The organism is Ectobacillus panaciterrae DSM 19096 (assembly GCF_000430785.1).
Classification (GTDB): Bacteria; Bacillota; Bacilli; order Bacillales; family Bacillaceae_G; genus Ectobacillus; species Ectobacillus panaciterrae.
The window spans coordinates 39,092-55,908 of sequence record NZ_AUMR01000004.1; the positions used below are offsets into that span (position 1 = coordinate 39,092).

Below are 16,817 nucleotides of genomic sequence, written 5' to 3' on the forward strand. Positions count from 1 at the left end.
TTTTAACAAACCAATAAAAGACGGTGCTTATCGCACAATATTCACGATGTTTTTCGGTATGAAAAGAAGTTTATCGGCAACTTTACGTTAACCCTCAACGTTTCAAAACCCTTGATCCTAACCCTTTCAAGAAGCCTTATGCTCTAAGCGTAATTTGTCGGCGACCATCGCAATGAATTCGCTGTTGGTAGGTTTCGCTTTAGACATAGAGACCGTATATCCGAACAAAGATGAAATAGACTCAATATTTCCGCGGCTCCATGCCACTTCAATCGCATGGCGGATTGCGCGTTCTACACGGCTTGCTGTTGTGTTATATTTTTTAGCAATATCCGGATAGAGCACTTTTGTAATAGAGCCGAGCAGCTCGATATCGTTATATACCATAGAAATTGCTTCACGCAAGTACATATATCCCTTAATATGAGCAGGAACGCCGATCTCGTGAATAATGCTTGTAATGCTTGCATCCAAATTCTTAGGTTTTCCATCTGTACTTGCAGAACGAAACGCAGAAAGCGGGCGCTTTACGACTGCGCTTGATTTTCCGCTTACTTGGCGGATTTGATTTGTTAAATTTTCCATATCAAATGGCTTTAATACGAAATAAGCCGCTCCTAAATCAACAGCTTTTTTTGTAACATCTTCTTGGCCGAATGCCGTCAGCATAATTACATTCGGTTGCTTTTGCTTATCCATCATGCGCAGCTTTTCCAATATTGCCAGTCCATCAAGATGAGGCATGATTATATCGAGAACAAGCACATCAGGGTTTTTGTCCCTCAGCAAATCGAGACATTCCTGTCCGTTATAAGCGACTCCAATCACTTCCATATCATCTTGTGCAGACACATACCCTTCTAGCATGGATACTAATTCTTTGTTGTCATCAACAAGACAAACTTTAATCTTCTCCACAGCCTTTCCTCCCTTACCCGAATGAGTTTCTCCCTACAGAAACTACAAGCTACATGAATGAAGTTTTCGACAATCGTTCGAAATATCCTTTTAAAACTTACTTAATTTACTAAAAAATCATGAAAACCTCTTATTTTCTTTCGTTTTCTCTCTTTTTCGGCTTTTTTCTCAATTGTTCGTCATGTTTTTGCTATTACTGCAACAGCGGTACAGCATCTTGTATTTTATCTTACGCAATGAAGCAAAATAAACACTTATCTTTTATTTTACAACAAAATCAGGCATGTGAGAAATATTTCTGCAATTTCCTCCAGCGTAAAAAAGCAAGCTGATTGTCAGCTTGCCTTTTTTCCATGATCATAATTTTCATAAATATTAATTCCCGCCTCATTTAACATCCACTCAATGTGAACGCCGTACCCCGAAGTCGGATCATTTACAAACACATGCGTGACAGCTCCAATGAGCTTACCGTCCTGAATAATCGGACTGCCGCTCATCCCCTGAACAATACCTCCTGTTTTTTCGAGCAGACGTTTATCTGTAATTTTTACAACAATTCCCTTTGTCGCCGGAAACTTCTGCGGAACACTGCTGATAATTTCAATGTCAAAAGCTTCTACTTTATCCTTTTCAATTACTGTCAAGATTTTTGCCGGCCCCTCTTTGACTTGATTCGATAGTGCAACCGGAAGAGCTTCGTCCATAATACCGTTTCTCAAATCTGTATTGAGCTTGCCAAAAATACCAAACGGACTGTTCGATGTTATATTCCCGATAACCTCATGATCTGGAGAAAATCTTGCCAGCTTTTCCCCCGGATCGCCATTGCTCCCTCTTTGAATAGACGTAACAGTCGATCGCATAATTTGACCATCCTCTACTTGAATCGGCTTTTTCGTATCATTATCCGAAATCACATGTCCAAGCGCCCCATACTTCATCGAATCAGGATGAACGAACGTCATTGTTCCAATACCGGCAGCTGAATCTCGAATATACAACCCGATGCGGTAGGAAGGATCACTTTTGTCTTTTACAGGAGTAAGCTTCGTACGAATATATTTAGAATCACGCAAAACCACAATGTCCAATGGTTCTCCCGTTTTACCGCTATTTTGGATAAAAGGAGCAACATCGCTCATACGCTCAATTTCTTTCCCGTTAATTTCTGTAATCATATCTCCTATTTTAATACCTGCGATTTCACCCGGAGACACTTTTCCTGTTTCTGTTTGGATAAGATGATGTCCCACAACAAGCACTCCTCTTGCATTGAGCTTTACTCCAATGGATTGTCCCCCAGGAAGCACTTTGAAATCTTTCAGTACCTTTACATTTACTTTTTTAACAGGAAACCCAGCCAATTGAAGAACCATGTCTGCCTCACCGCTTTCGTGAGCATCAACTGACATTTGCTCTTTTTTACCTTTCACCGTAAAAATGGAAGGATTTGTAGATGTTGCTTCAAATACAGGAATAGATGATAATTGAGACTGCTGTCCTTCAAATAGAACAACATGCCCAGGAATTGCAATAAATTCTCGAACAGGTTTACAAAACCCTATTACAAGAAGCGAAACAAGGAGAAATGCACCAAACAGCTTTCGAATTTGCTCAAACTTCAATCCTTTCACTCTCCTCGCTCCTACCCACATTCAGCCAAAGTGGCTTCACCATTTAATTTCTCCTTGTCTCACGCCGTTTATAACTGGGAGAAAGAAAAAAGCTATCCTTTTATTGGATAGCCGCTGCTGTCTCTTTAATTCGATGCGCTTGCTGAAGCAATTCCCGTGCATGTTGCGTCGTTACGTCTGTAATTTCTACACCTGAAATCATGCGGGCAATTTCCGTTACTTTTTCTTCTTCATTTAATATTGCGACAGATGTGATTGTACGGTCATTCACAATTTGCTTCCGTATAAACAAGTGTGTATCCGCCATAGAAGCTACCTGAGGCAAATGCGTAATACAAAGTACCTGTGAACCGATGGACACGCGATGAATTTTTTCAGCAATCGCTTGTGCCACACGGCCGCTTACACCTGTATCCACTTCATCAAAGATAACAGATGTTACACCCTGATGCTTGCTGAAAATACTCTTTAGCGCTAAGATGATACGTGATAATTCACCGCCCGACGCTACTTTTGATAACGGTTTTAACGGTTCTCCAGGATTTGTGGAAATATAAAATTCCACTTGATCATAGCCGCTGGATGTAAGCTTCACCGGGACACCCTCAACAAGCGGGTCTTCCATAGAACCTTCATTTTTTGTAATCATAACCTCAAACTTCGTTTTGGCCATGTACAGTTCCTGCAGTTCTTGATGAATGGCGTCCGTTAAGCGCTGCGCCAGTTCTTGTCTCATGCCGCTTAAACGAGTTGCGTCTTTCAGCACTTTATCCTCAAGCTGCTTAAGCTGTTTCTTTGTCTGCTCAATATGTACGTCTTTGTTTTCAATTGTGGAAATTTCTTGCTCTATTTTATCTGCATAGACCAGAATATCTTCAACAGTATTGCCGTATTTTCGTTTCAGCATACGAATTTCATTCAATCTTGTTTCGATATAATCAAGACGATTCGGATCATACTCCATCATATCAAGCTTTTCACGAAGCTGATATGTTACTTCCTCAAGCAAATAGTAGCTATTTGCTATAGTGTCATGCACTTCCTTCAAAGAAGCATCTAAATCCGAGATGTCTTCCACTTGGCTCATTGCATTGCGTACATGATCCAAACCGTGATTATCTCCTCCAAGAGAATGGTAAGCATCACTGAGTGATTTGTAAATCTTTTCAAAATTAGATATTTTAATGCGCTCTTCCATAAGCTCTTGATCTTCATCCGCCTGTAAGTCAGCTTTGCGAATCTCTTCAAGCTGAAACTGAATTAAATCCAAGCGATGCGCCATTTGCTGTTCATTTTCAGTTAACGATTTCAGCTTTTTCTTGACCTGCTCATACTGTGAGTAATACTGCTGATATTGCTCAAGCTGCATGACGACATTGTCCACATCAAAATAATCAAGTAAAAATAAATGACGTTCCTCATTCATCAAGTCCTGCGTTTCATGTTGCCCGTGAATATCAACAAGTGTTTTTCCGATTTCCTTTAATATGCTTAGCGTAACTAACTTCCCGTTAATGCGGCACACACTTTTGCCTGTTGCAGAAATATCACGCTTTAAAATCATCATGCCGTCTGAAGCATCTATGTCCAGTTCCCTTAATTTTTCTAAGCATTGATGATTTTCATCGTCCAAATAAAATAATCCTTCAATTTCAGCCTTATCCGTTTCGTAGCGCACAAATTCCGAAGAACCGCGGCCGCCGACAAGAAGGCTGATAGCATCAATGATAATAGACTTTCCAGCTCCTGTTTCCCCGCTCAAAACGGTAAGACCTTTTTCAAATGAAATATTTAATGCTTCTATAATAGCAAAGTTTTTGATCGACAATTCCGATAACAATGCCCATTCACCTCGTTAACACAATACCATATTTGAAAAAAAAGAGAAAGCATCTGCAACAGGAAAATGTTATTTACTCTCTAATGTTTCCCCTTATACAAAAAGAAAAGCACTTTGTTCATTTTCTATTTTCTTAATTGAGAGGACATCAGACCTCTCAATTAAGAAAATGAACAAAATACCTTTCTAATTACAGCATATTTAAGAAACGGTCAGATATAACTGTTGTATCTTCAGGTGTACGGCAGATAATAAGACATGTATCGTCACCGCAAATCGTACCAAGAATTTCATTCCATTCTAAATAATCTATTAGTGCGCCAAGCGCATTAGCATTTCCTGGCAGCGTTTTCAAAACAATCATATGCCCGGCAATATCAAGTTTTACAAACGCATCCACTAAATTGCGCTTTAACTTCTGCAAAGGATTAAATCGTTGGTCTGCAGGAAGACTGTACTTATATCTTCCGTCCTGCAGAGGCACTTTTACTAAGTGAAGCTCTTTAATATCGCGCGAAACAGTTGCTTGTGTCACATTAAACCCTTCATTTCGCAAAATATCAACTAGCTCATCTTGCGTTTCAATTTCTTTGCTTGCAATAATTTCACGAATCTTAATATGGCGCTGACCCTTATTCATTCAATTGCACCTCACACACATTTGAAAATTTTTATCAAGGCTGACTTCTCTCTTACATGTTAACCGATAAATGCTTTATTGTACATATTTGTTTTCAAGAACAATTGAATTTTTCATACTCATTTCTATATTGTTTATATTTATTCATTTTTTATGTTCAATTCCTAATTATCCAACTTTAAACCTGTATTTTTTTGCAAAAAAATCCTATTTATTCCCTATTTCCATTTGTTACATGTAACAAATATAAAAGCAGATAAAAAAAGAAGTAACGATTGTTACTCCTCTTTTCCCGCTTGCTTTAGCGCTTCATGCGCTTCTTGTACCACTCTATCAGGCGTGGTCAAGGAATGGTTTTCCCCGATCTCTCGTTCTCCGTACCATCTCAAGTGAATCAAAAACTCAATGTTGCCGTCTCCGCCTGTAATAGGCGAATACGTAAAGTTTTGCACATCATATCCTTCTTGGAGAGCAAATGCTGTAATCGTTTCAATCACAGCTGCATGTACCTTTCGATCACGCACAATCCCTTTTTTGCCGACCTGCTCTCTTCCAGCTTCAAACTGCGGTTTAATGAGCGCAGCAACATCACTGCCCGGCAGCAGCATTGTTTTTAGCACAGGAAGAATGAGCTTTAAAGAAATGAATGAAACATCAATACTTGCAAATTGCGGCAACCCTTGCTGCAAATCAGCTGGTGTAACATAACGGAAATTTGTCCGTTCCATTACGACAACTCGTTCATCTTGCCGAAGCTTCCAAGCCAATTGATTGTACCCTACGTCCAGCGCATAAGAGAGCTTCGCTCCATTTTGCAGCGCACAATCTGTAAAACCGCCTGTCGATGAACCAATATCAAGCATGATTTTATCTTTCAGGTCAATATGAAACTCCTTCAGCGCCTTTTCAAGCTTATATCCACCCCTGCTTACGTAAGGCATCACTTGCCCTTTTACTGTCAGATGGGTATCGCTTGAAATTTTTTCGCCCGGCTTATCAACACGTTCCTCATTTGCATACACAAGCCCGGCCATAATGGCGCGCTTTGCTTTTTCTCTCGTTTCTGCAAGCCCTTGCTCAACTAATAAAACATCTATTCGTTCCTTCTTTACACTCATATACTACGCCCTTTTTTGTTTGGTTGGAAGCAAAGCTTGTATACGCTCCACCACCTCTTTCGTTGTTAAACCGATTTCGTCCAGGAGCTTATTTATACTTCCATGCTCAATAAATACATCAGGAATGCCCATACGGTCAATTGTAGCGTGATGATATCCCTTATCATGAGCAAACTCCAGCACACCGCTTCCGAAGCCGCCTGCCAAACATGCTTCTTCAATCGTTATAATCGGCATATTTTTCCCAAGCAAGTCATGCAAATACGTCTCATCCATCGGTTTGATGAAACGAGCGTTCACTACTTTAATAGAAACACCCGATTCCTCAAGAATCCCTGCAGCTTCCATCGCCATTGGAATCGTTGTGCCAAACGTTAAAATTGCTGCATCTGTTCCTTCACGTAACGTTTCCCATGTTCCAATCGGAATTTTCTTAAGCTCTTGATCCATCGGAACGCCAAAGCCATTGCCGCGCGGATAACGAAGCGCAATCGGACCATCATCATACTTAACCGCAGTATAAACCATGTGCTGTCCTTCATTTTCGTCCTTAGGCATCATAATAACAAGATTAGGCAAGTGGCGTAAGAAGGCAATATCGAACACACCTTGATGCGTTTCTCCATCCGCACCAACAAGGCCTGCACGATCAATGCCGAAAAATACATTTAGGTTTTGGCGGCATACGTCATGCACCACTTGATCATATGCACGCTGCAGGAACGTGGAATAAATCGCTAAAAACGGCTTCATCCCTTGCGTAGCAAGACCGGCTGCCATTGTGGTGGCATGCTGCTCAGCAATCCCCACGTCAAACATACGATCTGGAAATTCTTTTGCAAAATTTTCAAGCTTGGAGCCGACTGGCATAGCAGGTGTAACGGCCACAATACGAGAATCTGTTTTTGCAAGCTTACGTACCGTTTCGCTCACTACTTTACTCCAGGCAGGCGGTGTACTTGCCGGCTTTACAAAATTACCAGACTCAATTTTATACGGTCCAGTTCCGTGCCACGTACCGATTACATCACTTTCTGCAGGCTTATAACCTTTTCCTTTTTTTGTAATAACATGAACAATGACAGGCCCTTTTGTTTTCTTAGCATAATTAAGATTTTCGAAAAGGCTGTTAAAGTCATGACCATCTACCGGTCCTAGATAAGTAAAGCCAAGCTCTTCAAAAAACACACCGGAAACAAGCATATACTTCAAACTGTCTTTCAGTTTTTCTGCAGTTGCAGCTACCTTGCCGCCGACAGCCGGAATTTTTTTCAGAAGATACTCAAGCTCATCTTTGACCCAATGGTACTTTCCAGCTGTGCGCAAACGGCCGAGAACATTATGAAGCGCTCCGACATTTGGCGCGATAGACATTTCATTATCATTCAAAATAACAGTTAAATCTGTTTTCTCATGGCCGATATGATTGAGGGCCTCCAAAGCCATACCGCCTGTTAGCGCCCCGTCTCCAATAACTGGAACAATATACTCTTTCGTTTTCTTCAAGTCACGGGCAAGCGCCATCCCCATTGCTGCTGATAACGATGTAGAACTATGTCCTGTTTCCCATACATCATGCTCACTTTCGCAGCGCTTCGGAAATCCGCATAACCCTTTATACTGGCGCAGTGTACCAAAATCCTTTGCACGCCCCGTCAAAATTTTATGTACATACGACTGATGACCTACATCCCATAAAAATTTATCCTGCGGACTATTAAAAACTTTATGCAGTGCAATTGTTAATTCTACAACTCCGAGATTCGGAGCAATATGCCCTCCTGTTGTAGAGAGCTCTTTAATCAAAAATTGACGAATATCCGAACTTAGCTCAACTAACTCCTCGATAGACATGTCTTTCAAGAAGTTCGGATTTTGAATTTGCGTTAGATCCACAAGGACCACTCACTTTCATTTCATAATCAAGATCATATCACTTGTATTATTATAGAAAAGATTTTAGAAAGAAAACAGCACTTCTTTTGCGAGATTCGCATACAGCGCTCTCATCTAGTGCGATATGAAAAAATAGCCGCTAACACAAAGTGATAACGGCGACCATTTCTATATAGTTTTACCGATTACTTATAGAAGAAAAACCTTTGTGTCTCATTTATATCATAAAATGAAAAATTGCTCAACAAAAGTCCATTGCAGCGTCACAGTATAAGAAGTGTAAACCATTAGTTATTGCGAGTTGCTACTACATCACAAATTTCCAGCAAATATTCATCTGCCAATCCAAGAGAAGCTGCAGCATCCTTCGCTTTTGCAGCCGTTTCTTGTAAAATTTGCTTCGCCTCTTCCATCGTGAAGAGAGTAGTATACGTACTTTTTTTATTTTCTGCATCACTTCCGACCGGCTTCCCGATCTCCTCTTCCGTTCCTTCCACATCCAATATATCATCGCGAATTTGAAAAGCAAGACCAAGGTTTTGCGCAAATATCAACAGCTTTTCAATCTGTTCATGAGAAGCGTTTGCCAAAATAGCTCCGGCTAGTACAGAAAACTCTAACAGTCGGCCTGTTTTGTTTTTATGAACATATTCAAGCTGCCCAAGCGTCAGCATCTTCCCCTCCGCTTCCATGTCTGCGACTTGTCCAGCCACCATCCCCTCCGGACCGGCAGCCTTAGCCAATTCCGCGATAAGCCGCAAATTCATCGCAGGAGTGACGTCAGGGTGATCGTTTGATGCTATAACTTGGAACGCATACGTAAGCAATCCGTCTCCAGCGAGTACCGCCATTGCTTCTCCAAACACTTTATGATTTGTCGGTTTCCCTCTTCGCAAGTCATCGTCATCCATGCAAGGCAAGTCATCATGAATAAGGGAATATGTATGAATCATTTCCAGTGCACATGCCGCCGGCGCGCCAAGTTCCTTCTTTTTGCCGAACGCATGAAGCGTAGCGAACAGCAAAAGAGGGCGAATCCGTTTCCCGCCTGCTTCTAACGAGTATATCATGGCATCTTTTAAAACAGACGGTGCTTCTAATCGACTTACGTACGCAACTGTTCGTTCATCAATGAAAGCTTTGCTTTCTTTTGCAAAAGCATTGAATGTTATCATGCTTCTTCTCCTCCGACATGAAACGGCCGAAGTTCTCCATTATCGCTTAAAATGACCGTCATCTGTTCTTCTACGCTCTTGAGCTTATCATCGCAAAGCTTAGATAATTCCATTCCTTGTTTAAAATAAGAAATTGCTTCTTCGAGCGGAACATCTCCTTGCTCGAGCTTTAACACAATTTGTTCAAGCTCTGCAATCGCCTCTTCAAAGCTTAGCTTTTTCGGTTCCATCGCCTATTTCACGCTCCTCAATTCCCCATACATTACAATCCAGTACACCGTCCTGCAACTGAACGGCAATTGCATCTCCCGGCTGCAGCTGCTTGACGCTTTTGACAATATGTTTTTCATTATCATAAGCAACGCTATAGCCTCGCATCATGATTCGGAGCGGGCTGAGCGCTTCCAGCTTTTCTACCGCTCTTGTAAAAGCATATTCACTTTGGCGCAGTGAATTTTTCATTTCCCTCTCAAGCTGCTTGCGAAGTGTAACAGAAATCTCCTTAGCCCTTGCTATCTTTTGAGCAGGATGATGCTTTTGCACACTTAAAGCAAGCTGCTCCACGCGATGCGATTTCCTCTCTATATACCGCTCTTTTGCTTGCATAAGCTGTTCGAGCAATCGATCTAACTGCTCTTCCTTTTGCACATAGAGCTGTTTTGGATAACGAAACGCATATGCAGTTTGCAGTGCCTGCAAACGCTCCTTTTTCCCCTGAATCGCTTCTCGCATAACCCGCTGCAAACGAAGAGTTCGCTGTGCTATTTTTTCTTCCAGCTCCAAAATACTGGGAACAGCCAATTCAGCAGCTGCAGTAGGAGTAGGCGCTCGTAAGTCCGCTACAAAATCTGCAATAGTAAAATCCGTTTCATGACCTACTGCTGAAATAACCGGAACATTACTCGCAAAGATGGCGCGCGCCACACTTTCTTCGTTAAACGCCCACAATTCTTCAATAGAGCCGCCGCCCCGGCCGACAATCAGAACATCGGCCGTTTTCATATCATTTGCTTGTTGAATGGCACGCACAATGGAAGAAGCAGCAAACTCTCCCTGTACAAGAGCTGGAAACACAATGACATTCGCAGTCGGATAGCGGCGCTTGATGGTTGTAAGGATGTCACGAACAGCCGCTCCCGTTGGAGAAGTAATCACTGCAATTGTACTTGGGTACGGCGGAATTGTCTTTTTATAAGCTTGTGAAAAAAGGCCTTCCTGTTCAAGACGGGCTTTTAATTGCTCATACGCCAAATAAAGGTTGCCCACTCCATCCGCTTGCATTTCTTGGACATAAATTTGATAACTGCCTCCCGCTTCATATACGGAGATCTGTCCTCTCACAAGCACTTTCATTCCATCCTCAGGACGGAAAGCAATATTCCGATTAGCTCCCGCAAACATTACTGCCGAAATTCTTGCTTGCTCGTCCTTTAATGTAAAATACATATGTCCGCGGCTATGATATTTAAAGTTAGAGATTTCCCCCTTAAGCCAAACATTTTGCAGATGAGGGTCTCGGTCCATTTTCACTTTAATATAACGAGTCAGTGCCGATACAGTTAAATATTGTTTTTCCATCTCTCTCGCCTTTGCTTCATGCAAGTTATTTTGTACATTCTGCAGACAGCACTGTGTTGTGAAGAAGCATTGTGATTGTCATCGGACCTACCCCTTTTGGAACAGGTGTAATATAGCCAGCTGTTTGCTGTACGTCATCAAAGTCTACATCTCCGCAAAGCTTGCCTGTTTCCAAACGATTTACTCCAACGTCAATAACAACAGCACCCTCTTTTACGTAGTCTGCTGTCACAAACTTTGGTCTTCCCACAGCTACAACTAAAATGTCGGCAAGCTTGGCAACTTCTTTCAGATTATTCGTTTTAGAATGACAATATGTAACCGTTGCATTTTCATTTAAAAATAGTTGACCTACCGGCTTTCCAACGATGTTGCTGCGCCCGATAACAACGACGTGTTTGCCGCTCATCTCAATTTGCATTTCCTTTACAAGCTCAATAATGCCATGAGGTGTACATGGAAGGAATGTATCCTGCCCTATCATCATACGACCGATGCTAATCGGATGAAATCCATCTACATCTTTTTCAGGAGAAATTTTTTCAATTACAGCTTCCTCATTAATATGCTTCGGTAAAGGCAGCTGTACAAGAAGACCGTGAATCTTTTCATCATGATTTACGCGGTCAATTTCCTGGAGCAATTCTTCTTCTGTAATAGTTTCTGGCATTTCAATCAATTCAAAGTAAATACCAGCTTCCTCACTTGCCTTTCCCTTTCCGGTTACATAAGAACGAGATGCAGGATTATTCCCTACTAAAATTACAGCCAGCCCAGGTGTAATCCCTTGCTGTTTCAGCTCTTCTACTTTCTCTTTAATTTGCTTGCGTTTTTTCTCTGCGATTTCCAATCCTTTAATAAGTTCTGCTGTCATGTTCAATTCCTCCTATAAATGTTATATCGTTTCTTTTACTTTTGATAATACACCATTAATAAAACGACGGGATTCTTCATCACCAAATACCTTTGCAACTTCAATAGCCTCGTTAATAGACACACTGTCAGGGATATCATTCATATACTTCATTTCATATACTGCCACACGCAAAATATTGCGGTCCACTGTTCCCACCCGGTCAAGCTTCCAATTTTCGAGATTTGCGCCGATAAGCTGATCGATTTCTTCCTTATGCTCCGTACAGCCTGTAACAAGGAGCTCTAAAAATTCGCTGCTCTCTTCTGTCTCCTCTAATGTATTTTCTATTGCTGTTTTCGGATCTAATTCGCTTGCAATATCCATTTGATACAGGGCCTGCATCGCTCTTTCTCTAGCCGTCCTACGCTTCATCGTAACTCTCCTTTTACTTTTATGCTTATGTTTTGTTATAGTACCCTAATTTATAAGGCGTTGTACAGCTTATCGTATGAAGTATAGTGGTTTATACAATACCATGATAATACCATACTTCCTTGTTTTATACACTTCTTCTTACAGAAAAACGCGCAAAAAGTTAACTTACCATCTACTCCGTACGGGTAATGTACGGATTTTCCATATATTTTAGAACTACGCATACACCTTCTTTTGTTTTTGGATACTATAACTGTTTATAATCTTACTGCGGAGGAAGAAAAATGGAGTTTTGCATTCTTACGAAAGAGGAAATACATGACTTTTGGGAGCTTCGTTTGCACGGTCTTAGAGAGCACCCCGAGCTGTTTAGCGCCAGCTACGAGGAATTCGTCCGCCGTCCGATCGGAGAGGTAATGGAGAGCTTTCCTGAAGAAAACAATCATTTTGTATTAGGTGCATTTATGAATGAGCAGCTCGTTGGGATTGCCGGGTTTCGTCAAGAAAAAGGCGAGAAAATAAGGCATAAAGGTACAATTTGGGGCGTGTACGTTAATCCTGACAGTCAAGGCGGCGGGATCGGAAAGCAATTAATCAGCGCATTGCTGGAAACCATTAAGCAGCAGCTTCCAGAGTTGGAGCAAATTCATCTTATGGTTGGCTCTCACAACGATAAAGCTAAAAAGCTGTATGAATCATTCGGATTTCGAACATACGGCACAGAAAAACAATCTTTAAAGATTAACGAGACTCAATATATTGATGAAGACCATATGGTTCTCATATTTAAGAAATAAGCTGCCGCGGAATAAGAAAAACCGAGCACGGCAAACCCCGTGCTCAGTCCTTTTTTAGATGGGCATAGTGCGCCTGCTGCGTGTAGTAACAGGCAACTTTTAGCTGTCCTCCCTATGTTTGTAACGAAACATACAGATTGATTCGTTTGTCGTATACTGCGAGCAGCATAGCTTGTAAACAAAGGAACTTGTTGCGGAAGTTTATAAATTCTTACCTTTTTATTAAATGGATTCTAATTCTGTTTTTGGCGCCTCAAACGTCACACCCACTACATGTACATTGATTTCTTTCAGCTCAAGACCAGTCATTGTCAGCAGTGCCTGACGAATGTTATCTTGAATCTTTTGCGCAACAGTCGGAATTGATACGCCAAAGTACATTAATACGTACACATCAACAAGAATACCCTCGTTTGTTAATTCTACCTTTACGCCTTTGCCATGGTTTTTCTTACCGAGTTTTTCCACTACTCCTGTTGCAAAGCTGCCGCGCATTGCAGCTACACCTTCTACCTCTGTAGAAGCGATCCCCGCAATAACCTCAATAACCTCTGGCGCAATCTCCACTTTTCCAAGTGTTGTTTCTTGTCCCATATCCAGCATATTCTCAGCCATATGCAAAACCTCCTTGTCTTGATTATTGCGTTATAAGCTCATGCTGTTCAAGAAATTTCGTATTGAATTCGCCTTTCACAAAATCCGGATGATCGAGCAGCTGCAAATGGAACGGAATTGTTGTATGTACACCGTCGACTACAAACTCACTTAATGCCCGTTTCATTCTTGCAATAGCTTCGTCTCTTGTTTTTCCATACGTAATAAGCTTCGCCACCATAGAATCATAATACGGCGGTATCGAGTATCCAGGATAAACAGCAGAGTCTACACGCACGCCGTATCCTCCCGGCGGCAAGTACATCTGTACTTTTCCTGGAGACGGCATAAAGTTTTTGGCAGGGTTTTCCGCGTTGATACGGCATTCAATTGCCCAGCCTTGAAATTGCACTTCATCTTGGGTAAGCGATAGCTTTTCTCCAGATGCTACACGGATTTGCTCTTTAATTAAGTCAACGCCCGTTACCATTTCAGTAACAGGGTGCTCTACTTGAATTCTTGTATTCATTTCCATGAAATAGAACTTTTTCTGTTTATGCTCGTAAATGAATTCAACTGTGCCTGCTCCTGTATAATTTACTGCTTGTGCCGCCTTTACAGCAGCGTCCCCCATTTGCCGACGAATTTCAGAATCAAGAACCGGCGAAGGCGTTTCTTCGAGCAGCTTTTGCAGACGGCGCTGAATCGTACAATCACGTTCTCCCAAATGAATGACATTCCCATGTGTATCTGCCATCACTTGAATTTCTACGTGGCGGAAATCCTCGATATATTTTTCAATATATACGCCCGGGTTTCCGAAAGCTGTACTTGCTTCTTGCTGAGTAATTTGGATGCCTTTAATAAGCTCCTGCTCGCTGCGGGCCACACGAATTCCTTTTCCGCCGCCCCCGGCCGTTGCTTTAATAATAACCGGATAGCCCATTTCCGCTGCGAGTTCAACCGCTTCCTCGGTACTCTTAATAATCCCCTTCGATCCCGGAACGATAGGAACCCCTGCTTGCTTCATTGTATCACGCGCCACGTCTTTTGTACCCATTTTGGAAATAGCTTGCGGACTCGGACCGATAAAAATTAAATTACACTCTTCGCAAAGCTCTGCAAAATCAGCGTTCTCTGCTAAAAACCCGTACCCGGGATGGATAGCGTGACAGCCCGTAAGCTTCGCTACACTAATAATATTCGTCAAGTTCAAATAGCTTTCCTTTGAAGAAGTGGGTCCGACACAATACGCTTCATCTGCAAGCTGCACATGGAGCGCTTCTTTATCAGCTTCAGAATATATAGCAACCGTTTCAATATTCATTTCCTTGCAGGCCCGAATAATTCGCACTGCAATTTCGCCACGGTTTGCAATCAATACTTTTTTTATCATACGACAAAACTCCTTCTTACGCTTTTATAGATCCGGCAACATTTTATCGCACAAGAAATAACGGTTGTCCGTACTCTACAAGCTGTCCATCCTTAACTAATACTTCTACTATTTCACCGTTTACTTCTGCTTCAATCTCATTAAACAGCTTCATAGCTTCTACAATACAGACGACTGTATTTTCATTGATACGATCCCCTGCATTTACATAAGGAGCTGCATCCGGGGACGGGGAAGCATAGAAAGTTCCGACCATAGGAGATGTGATTTTATGTAGTGTTTCATCTTCTGCTTTCTTCGGCGCTTCCTTCACAGCTTCTACCGGAGCAGGAGCTGACACTGGTTCTGCCACAGCTGCTGCTTTTCCTTCCAGTACCGCTGCGCGCGGCTGCGCTGCTTCATACGTTACCACTGTATTGGCCTGTTTTTTCATCTTGATTGTAGCGCCTTCGGTTGCATACTCGAATTCGTCAATATTTGAGTTGTCTATTAGCTTAATCAATTCGCGCACTTCTTGAATCTTAAACATATACGATCCACTCCCATATACTTGTTTACATATTCATCTTACGATAAAAATTTTAAAAATTCCAATTATTTTCGCGTCCTCACTATATTCATATAAACGAATAGCAATTCAGCTGGCAATCAAATAATCCTTTATTAGGCTTATCCTTATCACCTAGTAATAATATCAACTGTTATGCAAAATTGGCAAGACCGCTTCATAGGAAATTTTATCATATTGCGCATTCATACAGTATCAGATGACATATTTGTATATTATTTACAAATTATTCCTAAATTATTAACAATCTCTTTATAGACTCTCAACATCCAATTATTATAGTTTTCATGCAGTAATATACAAGTGAATAAAAAAACCGTTTGGTATGAAAGAATTTCTCAGCTTAATTATAAACAAAAGGGTTTGTTCAATTTAAAGAACAAACCCTTTTTCATGCCAGACAGTCACGATAATCTGAACTGAGAAATAAACTCCAAAAATGCATTCCCCGCTGAACGCTGATGCTTTGCAACAGCATACGTCCGCGCTGTCGGCAGCACGATATCTTTGCAGTGCACTTCTAATAATCTACCCTCAAGAAGCTCTCGCCTCACTGTTGTTTCAGGCAAAAAAGAAATGCCGAACCCTTCTTCAATAAAACGTTTCGTAACATGCACTTGAGACACAACCATGGTCCGGACATTCTTGTATTGACGCTTTACTTGCCCCAATAGATTATCCCAATATTCAGGATGATTATGAGTTAAAATAATATACTGCTGCAATACATCCTCTAATTCAAGCGGAGGAGCAGATTCACTGTCTCGCCCGTCATGGGGAGATACCAGAATAACTTTGTCCTCAGCCAATACGGTGCACGCCAATTCTTGATGATTCACATGCATGCGGGAAAAACCGATATGCACCTCATCGTTCAATACTGCTGAAGCTATGTCCTTTGACTCTAAAACCTGCACATTCACTTCCACTTCAGGAAAGGCTTCGACATACCGTGCTAACAGAAATGGTATGATAGATGCCGCAATTAGAGGAGACACCGCTATATCCAAGCGTTTTCTATATCCTTGGATATAGCTCTGCAGCTCTTGTACTCCCGCTTCGTGAACGCGCATCAGCTCTTTTGCATGTGATAAAAACAGCCTTCCTTCTTCTGTTAATTTCACTTTTCTTCCTGTTCGATCAAACAACCGGCATCCCAAGTGCTCTTCTAGCAATTTAATATGAACCGTTACAGTCGGCTGAGAAATATAAAGTTCGTTCGAGGTTTGCCGAAAGTTTTCGGTTCGGGCTGCGCTTACGAAAGTTTCAAGCCATTTCAGCTCCATTGCACGCCTCCTAACTGATTAAAATTATTGATCAAAATCATAAAAAATATTCAATATATTATATCAATTATATTACATATAAT

16 protein-coding genes are annotated in these 16,817 nt (G+C 41.4%); 1 reads left to right on the forward strand and 15 read right to left on the reverse strand.

The features are described 5' to 3' along the window. Positions 1-126: 126 nt before the first annotated feature. From spo0A to nusB, 11 genes are all read right to left on the reverse strand, one after another. Entirely contained in the window at positions 127-918 is a 792-nt protein-coding gene (gene spo0A / locus H540_RS0101715; RefSeq protein WP_028399133.1) for a sporulation transcription factor Spo0A, read from the reverse strand. A gap of 335 nt (positions 919-1,253) precedes the next feature. Further along, complete coding sequence (spoIVB, locus tag H540_RS0101720) at positions 1,254-2,555, reverse strand: SpoIVB peptidase (RefSeq protein ID WP_155890909.1); 1,302 nt, start codon at positions 2,553-2,555, stop codon at positions 1,254-1,256. A 100-nt stretch (positions 2,556-2,655) separates the two neighbouring features. After that, positions 2,656-4,395: a DNA repair protein RecN gene (gene recN / locus H540_RS0101725; protein ID WP_028399135.1), complete on the reverse strand. Its 1,740-nt coding sequence runs from the start codon at positions 4,393-4,395 to the stop codon at positions 2,656-2,658. Positions 4,396-4,585: 190 nt separating this feature from the next. Then, positions 4,586-5,035 (reverse strand): transcriptional regulator AhrC/ArgR, encoded by a 450-nt coding sequence (ahrC, locus tag H540_RS0101730; protein WP_028399136.1) that lies wholly within the window; start codon positions 5,033-5,035, stop codon positions 4,586-4,588. A gap of 278 nt (positions 5,036-5,313) precedes the next feature. Further along, positions 5,314-6,153, reverse strand: coding sequence for a TlyA family RNA methyltransferase (locus tag H540_RS0101735; RefSeq protein ID WP_028399137.1), 840 nt, complete (start codon positions 6,151-6,153; stop codon positions 5,314-5,316). Between the two features lie 3 nt (positions 6,154-6,156). Continuing rightward, a complete protein-coding gene (gene dxs / locus H540_RS0101740; protein ID WP_028399138.1) occupies positions 6,157-8,049 on the reverse strand; it encodes a 1-deoxy-D-xylulose-5-phosphate synthase in 1,893 nt (630 codons plus the stop codon). A gap of 287 nt (positions 8,050-8,336) precedes the next feature. After that, positions 8,337-9,224: a polyprenyl synthetase family protein gene (locus tag H540_RS0101745; RefSeq protein WP_028399139.1), complete on the reverse strand. Its 888-nt coding sequence runs from the start codon at positions 9,222-9,224 to the stop codon at positions 8,337-8,339. Continuing rightward, complete coding sequence (locus H540_RS0101750; RefSeq protein WP_028399140.1) at positions 9,221-9,454, reverse strand: exodeoxyribonuclease VII small subunit; 234 nt, start codon at positions 9,452-9,454, stop codon at positions 9,221-9,223. The genes H540_RS0101745 and H540_RS0101750 overlap by 4 nt, the downstream gene beginning before the upstream one ends. Next, positions 9,429-10,802: an exodeoxyribonuclease VII large subunit gene (gene xseA, locus H540_RS0101755; protein WP_028399141.1), complete on the reverse strand. Its 1,374-nt coding sequence runs from the start codon at positions 10,800-10,802 to the stop codon at positions 9,429-9,431. The genes H540_RS0101750 and xseA overlap by 26 nt, the downstream gene beginning before the upstream one ends. A 25-nt stretch (positions 10,803-10,827) precedes the next feature. Continuing rightward, entirely contained in the window at positions 10,828-11,676 is an 849-nt protein-coding gene (folD, locus tag H540_RS0101760; RefSeq protein ID WP_028399142.1) for a bifunctional methylenetetrahydrofolate dehydrogenase/methenyltetrahydrofolate cyclohydrolase FolD, read from the reverse strand. A 21-nt stretch (positions 11,677-11,697) separates the two neighbouring features. Further along, entirely contained in the window at positions 11,698-12,090 is a 393-nt protein-coding gene (gene nusB, locus H540_RS0101765) for a transcription antitermination factor NusB (RefSeq protein WP_028399143.1), read from the reverse strand. Between the two features lie 287 nt (positions 12,091-12,377). On the opposite strand from nusB, the gene H540_RS0101770 reads away from it, so the two are divergent. Next, a complete protein-coding gene (locus tag H540_RS0101770) occupies positions 12,378-12,890 on the forward strand; it encodes a GNAT family N-acetyltransferase (RefSeq protein ID WP_028399144.1) in 513 nt (170 codons plus the stop codon). A 222-nt stretch (positions 12,891-13,112) separates the two neighbouring features. Here H540_RS0101770 and H540_RS0101775 read toward each other — a convergent pair whose 3' ends face one another. The 4 genes from H540_RS0101775 to H540_RS0101790 all read right to left on the reverse strand — a co-directional run bounded on the left by H540_RS0101775 (position 13,113) and on the right by H540_RS0101790 (position 16,734). Continuing rightward, a complete protein-coding gene (locus H540_RS0101775) occupies positions 13,113-13,505 on the reverse strand; it encodes an Asp23/Gls24 family envelope stress response protein (RefSeq protein ID WP_028399145.1) in 393 nt (130 codons plus the stop codon). Between the two features lie 22 nt (positions 13,506-13,527). Beyond that, positions 13,528-14,880, reverse strand: coding sequence for an acetyl-CoA carboxylase biotin carboxylase subunit (accC, locus tag H540_RS0101780; protein ID WP_028399146.1), 1,353 nt, complete (start codon positions 14,878-14,880; stop codon positions 13,528-13,530). A 43-nt stretch (positions 14,881-14,923) separates the two neighbouring features. Then, positions 14,924-15,409, reverse strand: coding sequence for an acetyl-CoA carboxylase biotin carboxyl carrier protein (gene accB, locus H540_RS0101785; protein WP_028399147.1), 486 nt, complete (start codon positions 15,407-15,409; stop codon positions 14,924-14,926). A 443-nt stretch (positions 15,410-15,852) separates the two neighbouring features. Continuing rightward, positions 15,853-16,734, reverse strand: a complete 882-nt coding sequence (locus tag H540_RS0101790; protein WP_028399148.1) for a LysR family transcriptional regulator — start codon at positions 16,732-16,734, stop codon at positions 15,853-15,855. Between the last annotated feature and the right edge of the window lie 83 nt (positions 16,735-16,817).